This is a genomic window from Rhodococcus sp. IEGM 1370, from assembly GCF_033142325.1.
Lineage (GTDB): Bacteria > Actinomycetota > Actinomycetes > Mycobacteriales > Mycobacteriaceae > Rhodococcoides.
On the sequence record NZ_JAWLRY010000032.1, the window covers coordinates 17,158 to 32,317 of the forward strand.

The 15,160-nt window shown below is 65.0% G+C and carries 11 protein-coding genes and 1 tRNA gene; 6 read left to right on the forward strand and 6 right to left on the reverse strand.

Going from position 1 to position 15,160, the window contains the following annotated elements; translation table 11 throughout:
- Positions 1–111 precede the first annotated feature (111 nt).
- From R4P47_RS23945 to R4P47_RS23960, 4 genes are all read left to right on the forward strand, one after another.
- Positions 112–197, forward strand: a tRNA-Leu gene (locus R4P47_RS23945).
- 412 nt (positions 198–609) lie between these two features.
- Positions 610–5,199 carry a glutamate synthase large subunit gene (gltB, locus tag R4P47_RS23950; protein WP_269596377.1) on the forward strand — a complete coding sequence of 1,530 codons (4,590 nt, stop codon included), beginning with the start codon at positions 610–612 and terminating at the stop codon, positions 5,197–5,199.
- Complete coding sequence (locus tag R4P47_RS23955; protein ID WP_094616198.1) at positions 5,192–6,643, forward strand: glutamate synthase subunit beta; 1,452 nt, start codon at positions 5,192–5,194, stop codon at positions 6,641–6,643. Before gltB ends, R4P47_RS23955 begins: the two co-directional genes overlap by 8 nt.
- Before the next feature lie 221 nt (positions 6,644–6,864).
- Positions 6,865–7,770, forward strand: coding sequence for a cutinase family protein (locus R4P47_RS23960; protein ID WP_269596376.1), 906 nt, complete (start codon positions 6,865–6,867; stop codon positions 7,768–7,770).
- Here the strand turns inward: R4P47_RS23960 and R4P47_RS23965 are convergent.
- Positions 7,749–9,275 carry an MFS transporter gene (locus tag R4P47_RS23965; RefSeq protein ID WP_317785961.1) on the reverse strand — a complete coding sequence of 509 codons (1,527 nt, stop codon included), beginning with the start codon at positions 9,273–9,275 and terminating at the stop codon, positions 7,749–7,751. The two genes, R4P47_RS23960 and R4P47_RS23965, sit on opposite strands and share 22 nt — an antisense overlap.
- 98 nt (positions 9,276–9,373) lie before the next feature.
- On the opposite strand from R4P47_RS23965, the gene R4P47_RS23970 reads away from it, so the two are divergent.
- Positions 9,374–9,670: a putative quinol monooxygenase gene (locus tag R4P47_RS23970; RefSeq protein ID WP_068045525.1), complete on the forward strand. Its 297-nt coding sequence runs from the start codon at positions 9,374–9,376 to the stop codon at positions 9,668–9,670.
- On the opposite strand, the gene R4P47_RS23975 is transcribed toward R4P47_RS23970, so the two are convergent.
- The 3 genes from R4P47_RS23975 to R4P47_RS23985 all read right to left on the reverse strand — a co-directional run bounded on the left by R4P47_RS23975 (position 9,605) and on the right by R4P47_RS23985 (position 12,731).
- Complete coding sequence (locus R4P47_RS23975; protein WP_317785962.1) at positions 9,605–11,113, reverse strand: phage infection protein; 1,509 nt, start codon at positions 11,111–11,113, stop codon at positions 9,605–9,607. The two genes, R4P47_RS23970 and R4P47_RS23975, sit on opposite strands and share 66 nt — an antisense overlap.
- Positions 11,114–11,200: 87 nt before the next feature.
- Positions 11,201–11,815, reverse strand: coding sequence for a histidine phosphatase family protein (locus tag R4P47_RS23980; protein ID WP_317785963.1), 615 nt, complete (start codon positions 11,813–11,815; stop codon positions 11,201–11,203).
- A gap of 4 nt (positions 11,816–11,819) precedes the next feature.
- Positions 11,820–12,731: a LysR family transcriptional regulator gene (locus R4P47_RS23985; protein WP_317785964.1), complete on the reverse strand. Its 912-nt coding sequence runs from the start codon at positions 12,729–12,731 to the stop codon at positions 11,820–11,822.
- Positions 12,732–12,813: 82 nt separating this feature from the next.
- Here R4P47_RS23985 and R4P47_RS23990 point away from each other — a divergent pair, with 82 nt between their 5' ends.
- A complete protein-coding gene (locus R4P47_RS23990) occupies positions 12,814–14,043 on the forward strand; it encodes an MFS transporter (RefSeq protein ID WP_269596372.1) in 1,230 nt (409 codons plus the stop codon).
- Here the strand turns inward: R4P47_RS23990 and R4P47_RS23995 are convergent.
- Positions 14,029–14,262: a DUF4190 domain-containing protein gene (locus R4P47_RS23995; RefSeq protein WP_317785965.1), complete on the reverse strand. Its 234-nt coding sequence runs from the start codon at positions 14,260–14,262 to the stop codon at positions 14,029–14,031. The genes R4P47_RS23990 and R4P47_RS23995 overlap by 15 nt on opposite strands.
- A gap of 306 nt (positions 14,263–14,568) precedes the next feature.
- Positions 14,569–14,970, reverse strand: a complete 402-nt coding sequence (locus R4P47_RS24000) for a PPOX class F420-dependent oxidoreductase (protein ID WP_094638429.1) — start codon at positions 14,968–14,970, stop codon at positions 14,569–14,571.
- Positions 14,971–15,160 lie beyond the last annotated feature (190 nt).

Genomic DNA, 15,160 nt, shown 5'->3' on the forward strand with positions numbered 1-15,160 from the left:
ATGATATACGGTGCCGCCGACGGGGACTGCCCGCCGCCGTCGGCTCACGGCACCTCGACGCGGCGATTTTCGAGCGCGGCATGGTGCGTGTTAGTGTTCTCGCCGTCACCCGGGCGGGTGGCGGAATGGCAGACGCGCTGGCTTCAGGTGCCAGTGTCCTTCGGGACGTGGGGGTTCAAGTCCCCCTCCGCCCACCACACTGGCCGCAGCTGATTCGATCGCTGCGGCCAGTAGTTTTTTCCGGTCCTTTTTCCTCGAATCGTCTTACAGGCGTGTGATTCTCGGCCGATGTCGGTGCCGGTGTCCAAGGCCCGGTCCCGAGGGCGTCGCGCATCCGGAAATTCGCAGGTGAAAGCCCGTAATAGGCTTACCTTATTTGCGGTGGCACCCAGGTACTGACTTATCGTTCGTAGTTGGATCGGCCTCACCACGGCCGGATCCGCCAAAACCCATTTTCTACCACGCGCCCACCTGCTCGTGCAGAGGAAAGCGTCGACGATCGACAGGTGCAGCTTCAACGGCGAGGACGCACCGCAGGCCGTTCGTGCAGCCGGTTACACCACACCGTCGCCGACGAGTATCAAGGCTGGACTTATCCGAAGGCTAGGTATGAAGCACACTCCGGGCCCGCAAGGCCTCTACGATCCCGCCAACGAACACGACTCCTGTGGTGTCGCGTTCGTGGTGGACATGCACGGTCGACGCAGTCGCGACATCGTCGAGAAGGCGATCACCGCACTGGTCAACCTCGAGCACCGCGGTGCTGCCGGCTCCGAACCGAACACCGGTGACGGTGCGGGCATTCTGATCCAGGTTCCGGACGCGTTCTTCCGCGCCGTCGTAGATTTCGAGCTTCCCGCGCCCGGCGCGTACGCAACCGGTGTCGCATTTCTTCCGCAGGGCCGCAGCGACGCAGCACGCGCCTGCGAGGGTGTCGAGCGCATCGTCGTCAGCGAGGGCCTGACGGTTCTCGGTTGGCGTGAGGTTCCCACCGACGATTCCTCTCTCGGCGCTCTGGCGCGCGACGCGATGCCGACCTTCCGGCAGTTGTTCCTCGCTGCTCCCGACGCGTCGATCACCGACCTCGAACTCGAGCGTCGTGCGTTCGTCATCCGCAAGCGGGTCGAGCACGAGCTGGGCGAAGAGGGCGCGGGCAAGGACGGCCCCGGCCGCGAGACCGTGTACTTCCCGTCACTGTCCTCGCAGACCTTCGTCTACAAGGGAATGCTGACCACGCCTCAGCTCAAGGGCTTCTACCTCGACCTGCAGGACGAGCGCGTGGAAAGTGCACTGGGACTTGTGCATTCGCGCTTCTCGACCAACACGTTCCCGTCGTGGCCGCTGGCGCATCCGTTCCGACGCGTCGCCCACAACGGCGAGATCAACACCGCCACCGGCAACGAGAACTGGATGCGTGCCCGCGAGGCGCTCATCACGTCCGACGTGTTCGGCGGTTCCGAGGCGCTCGAGAAGATCTTCCCTGTGGTCACCCACGGAGCAAGTGACACAGCACGTTTCGACGAGGTGCTCGAGCTGCTGCACCTCGGTGGACGCAGCTTGCCGCACGCCGTGCTCATGATGATTCCCGAGGCGTGGGAGCGGCACGAGTCCATGGACCCCGCACGTCGGGCGTTCTACAAGTACCACTCCTCGCTGATGGAGCCCTGGGACGGACCGGCGTCGGTGTGCTTCACCGACGGCACCGTCATCGGCGCGGTCCTGGACCGCAACGGCCTGCGTCCGAGCCGGCTGTGGGTCACCGACGACGGTCTGGTCGTCATGGCCTCCGAGGTCGGCGTACTCGACATCGATCCGTCGAAGGTCGTCCGCAAGGTTCGCCTGCAGCCCGGCCGCATGTTCCTGGTGGACACCGCGCAGGGCCGCATCGTCTCCGACGACGAGATCAAGGACGAGCTCGCTGCCGAGCATCCGTACCAGCAGTGGCTCGACGAGGGCTTGACCTCGATCGACGATCTGCCCGAGCGTCCGCACGTGCACATGCCGCACGACCGCGTGCTCATCCGTCAGCAGATCTTCGGGTACACCACCGAGGAACTGAACGTGCTGGTCTCGCCCATGGCGAAGTCCGGTGCCGAGGCCATCGGTTCCATGGGTACCGATACCCCGATCGCCGTGCTGTCGGCTCGCCCGCGGATGCTGTTCGACTACTTCTCGCAGCTGTTCGCGCAGGTCACCAACCCGCCGCTCGATGCCATCCGCGAGGAGATCGTCACCAGCCTCGGCGGCACCATCGGACCCGAGGGCGATCTGCTCAACCCGGGTGCCGACGGCTGCAAGCAGATCGTGCTTCCGCAGCCGATCCTGCACAACGACGACCTCGCCAAGCTCGTCCACATCAACGACGAAGGCACGCAGGAAGAGCTGCGCTCGGTGGTCGTGCGCGGCCTCTACCCGGTGTCCGAGGGCGGCGAGGGTCTCCGAAAGTCGTTGGAGGCCATTCGCGCTCAGGTGTCCGCTGCCATCTCCGGTGGCGCGCGGATCATCGTGCTCTCGGACCGTGAGTCCAGCGAGAAGCTCGCTCCGATTCCGTCGCTGCTGCTCACCTCCGCGGTGCACCATCACCTCGTTCGGGAGAAGACCCGCACCAAGGTCGGTCTGATCATCGAGGCCGGTGATGCCCGCGAGGTGCACCACATGGCTCTGCTCATCGGTTTCGGTGCCGCAGCGGTCAACCCGTACATGGCGTTCGAGTCCATCGAGGACATGATCGAGCGCGGCTCCCTCACCGACATCTCCTTCGACAAGGCGGTGTCCAACTACATCAAGGCCGCGGGCAAGGGTGTGCTCAAGGTGATGTCCAAGATGGGCATCTCGACCCTCGCGTCGTACACCGGAGCTCAGCTGTTCCAGGTCATCGGCCTCTCGCAGGAACTGGTCGACGAGTACTTCACCGGCCTCAACAGCCACCTGGGCGGAATCGATCTCGACCAGGTCGCCGACGACGTCGCAGCGCGGCACGCGGTCGCGTACCTCGACAACCGTCAGGAGCGCGCGCACCGCGAGCTCGAAACCGGTGGCGAATACCAGTGGCGTCGGGAAGGGGAGTACCACCTCTTCAACCCGGACACGGTGTTCAAGCTGCAGCACTCCACCCGCACCGGTCAGTACGACATCTTCAAGGAATACACGAAGATGGTCGACGACCAGTCCGAGCGACTCGCGTCGCTGCGCGGTCTGTTCCGCTTCAAGACCGAAGAGCGGCAAGCTATTTCGATCGACGAGGTCGAGCCGGCCAGCGAGATCGTCAAGCGTTTCTCCACCGGTGCGATGAGCTACGGCTCCATCTCGGCCGAGGCGCACGAGACCCTCGCCATCGCGATGAACCGTCTCGGCGGGCGCTCGAACTCCGGTGAGGGCGGCGAGGACGTCTCGCGGTTCGAGCCGGACGAGAACGGCGACTGGCGACGCAGTGCCATCAAGCAGGTCGCGTCGGGACGCTTCGGCGTCACCTCGCACTACCTGACCAACTGCACCGACATCCAGATCAAGATGGCGCAGGGAGCCAAGCCCGGTGAGGGTGGCCAGCTTCCGGCGCACAAGGTGTACCCGTGGGTCGCCGAGGTTCGGCATTCGACGCCCGGCGTCGGCCTGATCTCGCCGCCGCCGCACCACGACATCTACTCGATCGAGGATCTCGCGCAGCTGATCCACGACCTGAAGAACGCCAACCCGCAGGCCCGCATCCACGTGAAGCTGGTCTCCGAGGTCGGCGTCGGAACGGTCGCCGCGGGTGTGTCCAAGGCGCACGCAGACGTGGTGCTCATCTCGGGCCACGACGGCGGCACCGGCGCGACGCCGCTGACGTCGGTCAAGCACGCGGGTGGACCGTGGGAGCTCGGGTTGGCCGAAACGCAGCAGACGTTGCTGCTCAACGGTCTTCGCGATCGCATCGTCGTGCAGGTGGACGGCCAGCTCAAGACCGGACGTGACGTCATGGTCGCGGCTCTGCTCGGCGGCGAGGAGTTCGGTTTCGCCACCGCTCCGCTCGTCGTCTCGGGCTGCATCATGATGCGCGTCTGCCACCTCGACACCTGCCCCGTCGGTGTGGCGACGCAGAATCCGTTGCTGCGCAAGCGTTTCGCGGGCAAGCCGGAGTTCGTCGAGAACTTCTTCATGTTCATCGCCGAAGAGGTGCGCGAGCTCATGGCCGAACTCGGATTCCGCACACTCGACGAGGCCGTCGGCCAGGTGGGTCTGTTGGACACCACCGCGGCCAAGGAGCACTGGAAGGCGTCGAAGCTGGATCTGTCGCCGATCCTCGAAGAGGTCGAGTCGGCGTTCATGAACCAGAACCTCTACAACACCGGCGTTCAGGATCATGGTCTGGACAAGGCCCTCGACCAGCAGCTCATCGCGGCCAGCCGCAATGCGTTGGACAAGGGCGAGAAGGTCGCGTTCGAGTCCAAGATCACCAACGTCAACCGCACCGTCGGCACGATGCTCGGGCACGAGGTCACCAAGGCGTACGGCGGAGTCGGACTGCCGGACGACACCATCGAGATCACGTTCACCGGCTCGGCGGGCAACAGCTTCGGTGCGTTCGTCCCGTCCGGCATGACGTTGCGTCTCAACGGAGACGCCAACGACTTCGTCGGCAAGGGCCTGTCCGGTGGACACCTCGTGCTGCGGCCGTCGTTGAACGCGCCGAAGGGATTCGTCGCCGAGGACAACATCATCGGCGGCAACGTGTTCCTGTTCGGCGCCACCAGCGGTGAGGCTCTCATCCGCGGTGTCGTCGGCGAGCGTTTCGCCGTTCGTAACTCCGGTGCCGTTGCCGTCGTCGAAGGCGTCGGCGATCACGGTTGCGAGTACATGACCGGCGGCAAGGTCGTCATTCTGGGCACGACGGGCCGGAACTTCGGTGCCGGTATGTCCGGCGGCGTCGCGTTCGTCTTCGATCCGAACAAGACGTTCGAGGCCAACCTCAACACCGAGCTGGTCGACATCGAGGAGCTCGAGGGTGACGAGTTCACCTGGCTTCGCGACATCGTCACTCGCCATCAGGAGCAGACCGGCTCCGAGGTGGCCGAGCGGATCCTCGCGGATTGGTCACAGCAGGTGAACCATTTCGTGAAGGTCATGCCTCGCGACTACAAGAAGGTACTGCTGGCCATCTCCGAAGCCGAGAAGAACGGCGCGGACGTGGACGAAGCGATCATGGAGGCAGCTCGTGGGTGACCCACAGGGATTTCTGAAGAACACGGTTCGCGAAGTACCGAAGCGGCGGCCCGTCGACCTGCGTCTGATGGACTGGAAAGAGGTCTACGAAGACTTCTCGAAGGACACTCTGCGCACCCAGGCGAGTCGTTGTATGGACTGCGGTATTCCGTTCTGCCACAACGGCTGCCCACTGGGGAACCTGATTCCCGAGTGGAACGACCTGGTGTTCAAGGACCGCTGGCGCGACAGCATCGATCGGTTGCACGCCACCAACAACTTCCCGGAATTCACCGGACGGTTGTGCCCCGCCCCGTGCGAGGCGTCCTGCGTCCTGGGCATCAACCAGGATCCGGTCACCATCAAGCAGGTCGAGGTCGAGATCATCGACAAGGCCTTCGAGGAGGGCTGGGTCACGCCGGTCTACCCGACGCATCTGACCGGTAAGACCGTCGCCGTCGTCGGCTCCGGCCCCGCGGGACTCGCTGCAGCGCAGCAGCTCACCCGTGCCGGCCACACCGTCACGGTGTTCGAGCGTGCCGATCGCATCGGCGGACTGCTGCGGTACGGCATCCCCGAGTTCAAGATGGAGAAGCGCCACATCGATCGTCGGCTCGCGCAGATGGAGGCCGAGGGCACCGTCTTCCGCACCGGTGTCGATGTGGGTGTGGACATCTCGGCCGACGAACTGCGCGAGCAGTTCGACGCCGTGGTCCTGTCCGGCGGCGCCACCGCGTGGCGCGACCTGCCCATCGAGGGCCGCGAGCTCGACGGCATCTACCAGGCCATGGAGTTCCTGCCGCACGCCAACCGCGTCCAGCAGGGTGATTTCGCCGCGCCGCCCGTCAGTGCCGAGGGCAAGAAGGTCGTCATCATCGGCGGCGGAGACACCGGTGCCGACTGCCTCGGGACCTCGCACCGTCAGGGTGCCGAGAGCGTGCACCAGTTCGAGATCATGGCCCGGCCGCCCGAGGAGCGTGCGACGTCCACCCCGTGGCCGACGTATCCGCTGATGTACCGGGTTGCCTCGGCACACGAGGAGGGTGGCGAACGCGTCTTCTCCGTCAACACCGAGCGTTTCGTCGGCGAAGACGGCAAGGTCACCGCACTCGAAGCCTGCGAGGTCGAGTTCAAGGCCGGCAAGTTCGAGAAGGTCGAGGGCAGCGAATTCACCCTCGAAGCCGACCTGGTGCTGCTCGCCATGGGATTCGTCGGACCCGACAAGGGCGGTCTGCTGACCGACCTGGGCGTCGACTTCAACCAGCGCGGCAACGTCGAGCGCACCAACGAGTGGGTCACCAACGTCCCCGGCGTGTTCGTCGCCGGCGACATGGGTCGTGGCCAGTCGCTCATCGTGTGGGCCATCGCCGAGGGCCGCTCCTGCGCGGCCGCCGTCGACACGTTCCTGCAGGGTGCGACCGCACTGCCGTCGCCGATCGTGCCCACCCAGGCACCGCAGCGGTAGGTCGCGGTAGATTTTCCGCCGCCCCCGCGCCCCCGTCGGGATCGATGTGGCTTTGTTGCAGTCGGACCGACTGAAACTCACATTGATCCCGGGGGTGGGCGGCCGAACCGTGTGACGGACGGTTACGTCCGTTAACCATGTAGGCATCTGATGGTCACAGGCCCCTGGCATTGTCGAGATCGAACAACGAAGCGTTCGATGACCAGTGAGGCCCCCTCCCCATGAGTGTCAAGAAGATCTGCGCCGGTATCGGCGTCGCTGCAGCTGTTGCGTCCGGTCTGGTTGTCGGAGCGGCGACACCCGCCGCCGCAGACCCTGCCGATTGCCCGACGATGTACGTCGTGGCCATCCCGGGCACGTGGGAGACCAGTTCGGGTGCCGCGCCGAAGCCGGGGATGCTCACCGACGTCACCGATCGTCTCGGTAGCGGCATCCGTACCGACTACGTCTCGTATCCCGCCACCGCGTTCCCCTGGGAGGGCGAGGTGTACGGGCAGTCCCGTGCCGAGGCCGTCGCCAACGCGGGTGGAATGCTGAAGGTCATGGCTGATCGTTGTGGCGCAACGAAACTCGGCATCATCGGCTACAGCCAGGGAGCCGACGCGGCAGGTGATCTCGCTGCGGCCATCGGCACCGGAGTGGGCGTGGTGCCCGCGGACAAGGTGGTGGCGGTGGGCTTGATCTCCGACCCGAAGCGCTCCGATACCGATGCTCTGGTGGGGCCGGCCGTGGTCGGAACCGGTGTCGGCGGCCCCCGTGTCGGCGGATTCGGCTACGTCAGCCCCGTGGTGCGCACCTTCTGTGCCGTCGGCGATCTGTACTGCTCGACGCCCAAGGACGATTACGTCGCGCGGCTGGCCGGCTTCTTGGCCGTCTCGTCCAATCCTGCGCCGAACGTCGCCGATCAGTACTCGCAGGAAGCGCAGTCCCTGATCGCCGATCTCGCAGCAGCCGGTGGACTGCCGGTGCTGCAGGGCCAGCTGTCCGGTCAGGCGAACGCTCAGCGCCAGCGTGAGATCGAGGCGTTCTACCGCTCCGGAATCCACCAGGAGTACCAGAGCTACGACGTCGAGAACGGCCAGTCCGCGACGCGGTGGTTGGCGCGCTACCTCACCGACGCGGTCTGACGGCGTAGCAGCACGAAGACGGTGACGGCACTGACGACCATCAGGGCGGCGCTCGCGCCCGACGCAAGGTTGAAACCGTCGATGAAGGACGAGTTCGCGACAGCAGTCAGTTGCGAGGCGAAGGGCTCCGGCAGGTAGTCCGCCACGGCGACGGCCCCGCCGATGGTTTCCCGGGCGGGATCGGCGATCTCGGCAGGCGTCCCGGCGGGGATGGCGTCGTCCATGCGGTGTCGGTAGACGGTGCTGCCGATCGTGCCGAGGATCGCGATGCCGACGGCACCGCCCAGCTCGGCTCCGGTTTCGGACAATGCCGATGCGGCACCGGCCTTTTCGGGAGCCGCTGCGGTGAGCACGATGTCGGAGTTGAGCGTCGAGGCCGCGCCGATTCCGAAGGTCAGCACGGCCATGCCGGTGAGCAGCAGCGGAAGTCCCGAGTCGGCGCTGACGAATGCCATTGCCGTGCAACCGATGGCGATGAACAACAGGCCGCCAGCAATGATGGTGCCGGTCCTGATCACCTTGCTCAGCGTCGGTGCGAGCACGGCACCGTCCGCGGCGGCGACAGCCGGAACGAGTAGCCACAGGCCTGCTTCCAGCGGCCCCAGCCCGACGACCAGCTGCAGGTACTGCGAGGCGAAGAGACTGAATCCGGTCATGGCGAAAATGACCAGGAATTGCACCACGACCGCCGCGCTGAAGGCGCGTTCGGCGAACAACGTGACGTCGATCAGTGGATTGGCGGCCTTGCGTTGCCGGATGACGAACATCGTACCGAGCGTGAGTCCGGCGAGGGCTGTGGTGACCGTTGCTGCGTCGATCCCTTCCTGCGCGCCGTGCTTGATGGTGAAGACGATCGAGAGCATCGAGGAGATCGCGAGGATCACGCTGATCGGGTCGAATTTGCCGGGGTCGGTGTCCTTGAACTCGGGGACCAGGAGTGGGGCAGCAACGAAGAGCACCACCATGATCGGGATGTTGATCAGGAACACCGAACCCCACCAGAAGTGCTCGAGCAGAACACCCCCGATGACAGGCCCCACCGCGGCACCGCCCGCGAAACCGGCGGTCCACAGGCCGATGGCTTCCTTGCGTTGAGTGGGATCGTGAAACATGTTGCGTATCAACGACAATGTGCTCGGAGCAATGGTGGCACCGCCGATTCCCAGCAGAGCTCGCGCGGCGAGAAGCATTTCGGGGGAGGTGGAGAACGTCGCGGCCAACGAGGCGATGCCGAAGACGACGGCGCCGATCATCAGCAGGGTGCGTCGGCCGATCCGATCGCCCAGAGAGCCCATGGTGATGAGCAGCCCGGCGAGCAGAAATCCGTAGATGTCGAGAATCCACAGCGTCTGGTTGCCGGTGGGTTCGAGATCGGCTGTCATGAACGGCAGGGCCAGATACAGCACCGACATGTCCATCGACACGACGAGAATCGGCACCACCAGCACCGCGAGGCCGAGCCAATCCTTCCCGGTGGCGCGCTGGTCGGTTGCCGTCTGGCTCACTGTGACTTCCCTTCCCGAATGGACACCTCAGCTTAGGTGGGTCGGGAGTACGTTCGGTGACGAAGAGCTCTCTCGCCGAACGAAGGAAACATCACCTCATGACCAACGATCTGAAGGTCGTCGCCACGATCATCGCCAAGCCGGATGCCATCGACGCCGTGCGCGACGGCCTCGCGGCCCTCGTCGCCGAATCGCGGAAGGAAGACGGGAACGTCTCCTACGAACTGTTCGAGTCGGCGATCGAGCCGGGCACGTTCATCACCATCGAGGTGTGGAAGTCGCAGGAGGACCTCGACGGTCACATGCAGACCCCGCATCTGCAGCAGGCGTTAAGCGAGTTCGGTGCCCATCTCGCGGCTCCGCCCGCCATTCATCCGCTCCGACCCGTCGGCTGAGTCTCGCCGCGCGCTCGCGTACACCAGTGCCGAGACGGCCAGCAGGGCCGCCGTAGCACCGATCGCGAGCCAGCCGGTCCCGCTCATCTCGCCCGACGCGATGATGCGGGCACCGGCCGCGGTGTAACTCATCGGCATGAACGCGGCGAGGTCGCCCCAGATGGGCGCAGTCGACGCGTATGCGAAGCCGCAGACGACGACCTGCACCACCAGGGCGACGACGTTGACGATCTGGCCGACCACGGCACCGAGCACCCGTTGAATCGCTCCCGCTGCGGCGAGGTAGGCCGCGGCCGAGAAAATCAGGAACGCGCCTGCACCCAGCACCGGTCCGAGGGCTGCATCGGTGGCGAAAGCGAAGGCGACGGCCGCGCTGATGCCGACGGCAGCCACGGCTGCGACCACCGAGAGCAATCGCGGGTTGCTGTCCCTGCCGAGTACTCGAACGAGACTGACGCAGCCCAGTGCTCCGAGAGCCACCAGCGCGGCGATCAGGTACGGGGTGGCACCGGCACCGCCGGACGTCGTCGTGGCCACGAGATTCTGCTCCGCGGCCGAGTCGTCGGTGGTGGCAGCGGTTCCCGGCGGAAGTGCCGCGGAGGCGTCGCGCACATTGGTGGCGATGCCGTTGACGATGCCCTCGACCGGCTCGACCGACGTCACGAGCTGATCGGTACCTGCCTTGAGCTGCTGGCCACCGTCGTCGAGCTGGCCGAGTCCGTCCCGCAACTGCACCGTGGCGTCGCCGAGCTGAGCGGTGGCCCCGAGGAACTGACTGTTCGGGTCGTTGAGCTCGGAGGACAGCTGCTGAGCACCACCCTTGAGGGTCTGCAGCTGGGCGAGAGTGTCGGGGCCGAAGGCCTGCGTGTTCAGGGTGTCGATGACGCCCCGGATCTCGCCGGAGATGGCGTCGGATCCCGGGTGCGGGAAGCGATCCACCTGGTCCGCGGTGGCGGCGAGTTTCGCGGTGAAATCGGCCTGCAGCGCCCCGAATCCGGCGAGTTGGTCGACGACCTGGTCGACGCCACCGCTGATCTGAGACGCGCCGTCACCGAGCTGACCGATGCCGTCGCGATACTGCCCGAACCCGTCGGCGAGCTGAATCGTTCCGTCGTGAGCCTGGGTGATGCCGTCGGCGAGCTGCCCGACGCCGTCGTTGAGCTGCGTTCCGCCCTCGGTCAGCTGGCCGATACCGCTGGAGAGAAAAGTGATGGGCAGAGATGCGCTGTTGAGGCTGGTCCGGGCGGCGGCCAGAGGATCGGCCGTCTGCTGCTCAGGTGCCGGTGCCTGCTCCGTGTCGGCGACTGCGGTGCTGGTGGTCGCCGTGGATTCGCCACCGAGGTCGTAGCCGGTGCCGAGTGCAAAAGCACCTACCGCCACCAGAGGAAACGCCAGCGCAGTGAGAGCAACGGCAGGACGTCGAAAGATACGCAATTCACCCATGATGAGTTCGAGGCTAACTGCCAGGTTCGGCCTCGCCGACCACTCGATGGCCGTCGACGCCTCATTTCATATCCTCTACCTGGGAGTTTAAGAGATCTCTGTGGATTGTCGGTTCCGGGGCAACAGGTCCCACACATGCTCGGTCTCGTTCACCGAGGAGACCGACCTGGCGCCACTGCGGGAGAACAGCACACGTGTCACCGAGCAGTAGTCGATCGGGAAGCCGAGCACCTTCGGGGTCTGCAGAATGTCCTGCAGCAGGATGTTGATCACGCCGCCGTGGGCGAAGAGCGCGACGGTGTCGGTGTGTGCGCTGGCCGAGACGATATCGGCGACGCCGGCCAGAACTCGCTGCCGAAACGCCTGCTCGTCGACCTGCTCGGGAAGGTGCCCGGCCTTGATGCGATCGAATGCCTCACGGAACTCGGTTTTGGCGGACTCGATCGGAACGTAGCCGCCGAAGTCGCGATCGTATTCGGCCACACGCTCGTCGGACTCGACGGTCAGACCGAGCCGATCGGCAAGAGGCTGCGCCGTCTGAACAGCGCGGAGTTGCGAACTCGACACGACTCGGGAGACCGGGAACCTGGCCACGGCACCCGGAACCCGCAGAGATTGTTCGACGCCGAGCTCGGCGAGAGCGGGATCGGCCGAGGTCTCCGACCGTTGCGGGAGAGCGTGCCGCACCAGAACCAGTTGCATCGACTCACCTAATCACGAGTGTTCGGCCACTGCGCAGCACCATCGATCGAAATGCCGCCACCTGACGCGGCGAATCGGCCTGCGAATCCCACACCATGCCGATCCGTCTACGGGCCGCGGGTTGGGTGAGCCCGATGTCGACGGTTCCTCCTTCACCGCTGTGCGAGCGGATTCGCGGCAGTATGGCAATGCCCAGACCGGCCCCGACGAGGCCGCGCACCGTATGGGTGTCCTGCCCCTCGAATGCGATGCGCGGGCTGAAACCGGCGTCCGCCCACAGCTCGTCGCAGATCGATCGCATGCCGAAACCGTGGCCCATCGCGATGTAGTTCTCGTCGGCGGTGTCGGCGAGATCGACCGATCTGCGTGAGGCGAGGCGATGATCGGCCGGAACCACCAGCATCAGCCTCTCGTCGTAGAGCTGGAACGAATTGTCGTCGGTGTGCTCGGCGCTGAGAGAGACGAATGCCAGGTCCGAGACCCCGTCTTCGAGACGGTCGAGGCAGCGTGCGCGGGCACCCTGGTCCAGATCGAACGTGACGGCCGGGTGGTCGACGCGGAACTGCCGGATCAGCGCCGGTACGACGTCCTCGCCCAGGGTGTTCTGAAACGCCACTGCGATGCGGCCGCGAGCCCGGGCGTCGTGCTCGGTCATGGCGTCGATACCGGCGTCGATGTCGCTCAGCGCGCGCTGAAGATAGGGAATCAACACTCGGCCCGTGCTGGTGAGCACGATGCCGCGGCCGCGTCGTTCCACGATGTCGACGCCGAGGATCGCCGAGGCGCGAGCCACCTGACGGCTGACAGTGGGTTGCGGGACGCCCAGGACGTGGGCGGCGTCGGTGATGTGCTCGGTATCCGCCACCGCGACGAGTGTCGGCAGCAGCGGCAGCAGTTCGATCGCTTCGCGACGCATCGTCGAATCATATCGCTGATGAATCGGTTTGCTGTCTCTCATACATTGGACGAATAACGTGAGCACTTCTAACGTGATCTTCATGACTACGACGCAACCCGAGGTCCTCGAATGGGAGGGACACCCCAGGGGATCGCGCGAATACCGCCGGCTCGTGCTGGCGCTGCTGTTCGCCGGAGTAGCGACGTTCGCTCAGCTGTATTCGGTGCAGGGGATCCTGCCGCTCATCGCCGCCAATCTCGACATCACGCCGTCGCTGTCCTCGCTCGCCGTCGGACTCGCGACCGTGGGCGTCGCGGTGTCGGTCATTCCCTGGTCGGTGGCGGCCGACCGCATCGGTCGAGTCCGGGCCATGACAGCGTCGATCCTCACTGCCACGACGTTGGGACTGCTGGTTCCGCTCTCGCCCTCGCTCGAAGTGCTTCTGGTCGTTCGATTCTTCGAAGGTGCTGCACTGGGCGGTCTCCCGGCCATCGCGATCGCGTATCTCAGCGAAGAGGTGCACCGAAACCACACCGCGCTGGCGGCGGCGACGTACGTTTCGGGGACGACGCTGGGTGGGCTGCTCGGCCGCATAGTCGCGGGACCCGTTGCGGAATACACCAACTGGCGTATCGGTACGTTGACGGTCTCGGTGATCGCGGCATTGGCCGCAGCCCTGTTCGTGTGGCTGGCCCCGAAACCGCGGACGACGCTGGTGCACAGCCAGATTCGTGACCTACCCGGTCGGTTGTGGATCAACCTGCGCGAACCGGGAATGGCGGCACTCTACGGCCAGGGATTCCTGCTGATGGGCGGCTTCGTCGCGATCTACAACTTCCTCGGATTCCGTTTGGAGGCGGTGCCTTTCGGGCTTCCACAGTCCCTGATCAGCCTGATCTTCGTGGCGTACCTCAGCGGTACCGTGTCCTCGCGGGTAGCGGGCAATCTCGCGACGAAGCACGGCAGATCGGTGGTGCTCGCCGGATCGACCGCAACGATGATCGCCGGAGTGGCCCTGACGATGGCGTCGAACCTCGTCGTCATTCTGACCGGCCTGGTGATCCTGACCATGGGATTCTTTGCGGCCCACGCCATTGCGTCGGGATGGACCGGACAGCGCGCCGTGCACGGTCGCGCGCAGGCGACCTCGCTGTACAACCTCTTCTACTACGGCGGATCGTCCGTGGTCGGATGGATCGGCGGCGTCGTGTTCCAGTCCCTGGGCTGGAACGCGTTGGCGCTGTTCGTCATTGCGTTGGCACTGATCGCAGGCGTGTGGGCTGGATGCCTGAACGGCCGACTGGCGCAGCCGGTATCAGTAGGTCGATGAATTCGAGGCCGCGATCGCGAAAATGACGATCGCAGCCACGATGATGACGAACACCGCAATCGACACATAGCCGACGACCAGCCCCGCCGTCGCGAAGCCAGACCCGCCTTCACCGGTGCGCTTGATCTGACCACGCGAAATGTGACCACACACCACAGCGCACACCGAGGCGATCAGCGGCAGAAACGTCAAACCCAGAATGGCCAAAACGAGCGACACGATCGCCAACGTGTTCGTGGGCGCGGGCACCTGATACCCGCCGGCATACGGCGCATTCCCGTACTGCGAGTACTGGGGGTTCTGGTAGGAGGGGTTTTGGTACTGCGGGTTTTGGTACGTGGGGTTTTGGTATGTGGGGTTCTGGGGCTGGGCGTTCGGATCCCGATACGGAGGATATTGCTCCGAACCCCCGTACGGCTCGTCCCTCTTGGATGCGTCGAACGGATCGCTGTTCTCACCCTGCGGACAGCCCATGGCGGGAGTGTGACACCTCGCGACAGCCGTCGCAACCGTTCTCTCGCGACGCTACGTGCCGAGTTTGCCCCAGCCCACATAAGCGTCGACGGTGACGTATCCGGTCACCCGCGGCTGATCCCGAACCGGATACGGATTGCCGGTGTAATGCGTCGAAATGCGATCGATATCCACCAGATCGGGATCGTCCTGCAACTCGATCGAACCGTGCACCGTCACATGGGTGTACCAACTGGCCTCGTCCAACACCGAGATCGAGACCTTCGGATTCGCCCTGATGTGCTCGAGACGCTTCCGAGACGCATCGAAATTGAGCACGACCTTCCCGTCCTCCCACAAATACCAAGTGGGTGCGGTAATCGGCGTTCCATCGGCACGAACCACCGCCATGACTGCGGGATTGGCCTTCTTCAGCAATTCAACAGCGGCATCGGGCAACGGAGGCTTGGGCATACGACAACACTACGACTCAACCCCCGCTGCGGTCATGCTTCCGCCCACACCGCCCCCCGAAGTCCACTCGATGTGACATTGACTGCCGAAAAGGCCACTGAATGTCACATCGAGGGGAGTGTCAGATTAACGGTGGATCCGACCTTGGCGTCGGTTAGTTTCCGTTCGGGGTGATGCGTCCTTCGAAGGT

What these genes read in the sequence shown, in the direction of transcription:
- gltB (WP_269596377.1), top strand. Translation starts at nt 610, where the DNA reads ATGAAGCACACTCCGGGCCCGCAAGGCCTCTACGATCCCGCCAACGAA.
- R4P47_RS23960 (WP_269596376.1), top strand. Translation starts at nt 6,865, where the DNA reads ATGAGTGTCAAGAAGATCTGCGCCGGTATCGGCGTCGCTGCAGCTGTT.
- R4P47_RS23970 (WP_068045525.1), top strand. Translation starts at nt 9,374, where the DNA reads ATGACCAACGATCTGAAGGTCGTCGCCACGATCATCGCCAAGCCGGAT.
- R4P47_RS23975 (WP_317785962.1), bottom strand. Translation starts at nt 11,113, where the DNA reads ATGGGTGAATTGCGTATCTTTCGACGTCCTGCCGTTGCTCTCACTGCG.
- R4P47_RS23980 (WP_317785963.1), bottom strand. Translation starts at nt 11,815, where the DNA reads ATGCAACTGGTTCTGGTGCGGCACGCTCTCCCGCAACGGTCGGAGACC.
- R4P47_RS23985 (WP_317785964.1), bottom strand. Translation starts at nt 12,731, where the DNA reads ATGCGTCGCGAAGCGATCGAACTGCTGCCGCTGCTGCCGACACTCGTC.
- R4P47_RS23990 (WP_269596372.1), top strand. Translation starts at nt 12,814, where the DNA reads ATGACTACGACGCAACCCGAGGTCCTCGAATGGGAGGGACACCCCAGG.
- R4P47_RS24000 (WP_094638429.1), bottom strand. Translation starts at nt 14,970, where the DNA reads ATGCCCAAGCCTCCGTTGCCCGATGCCGCTGTTGAATTGCTGAAGAAG.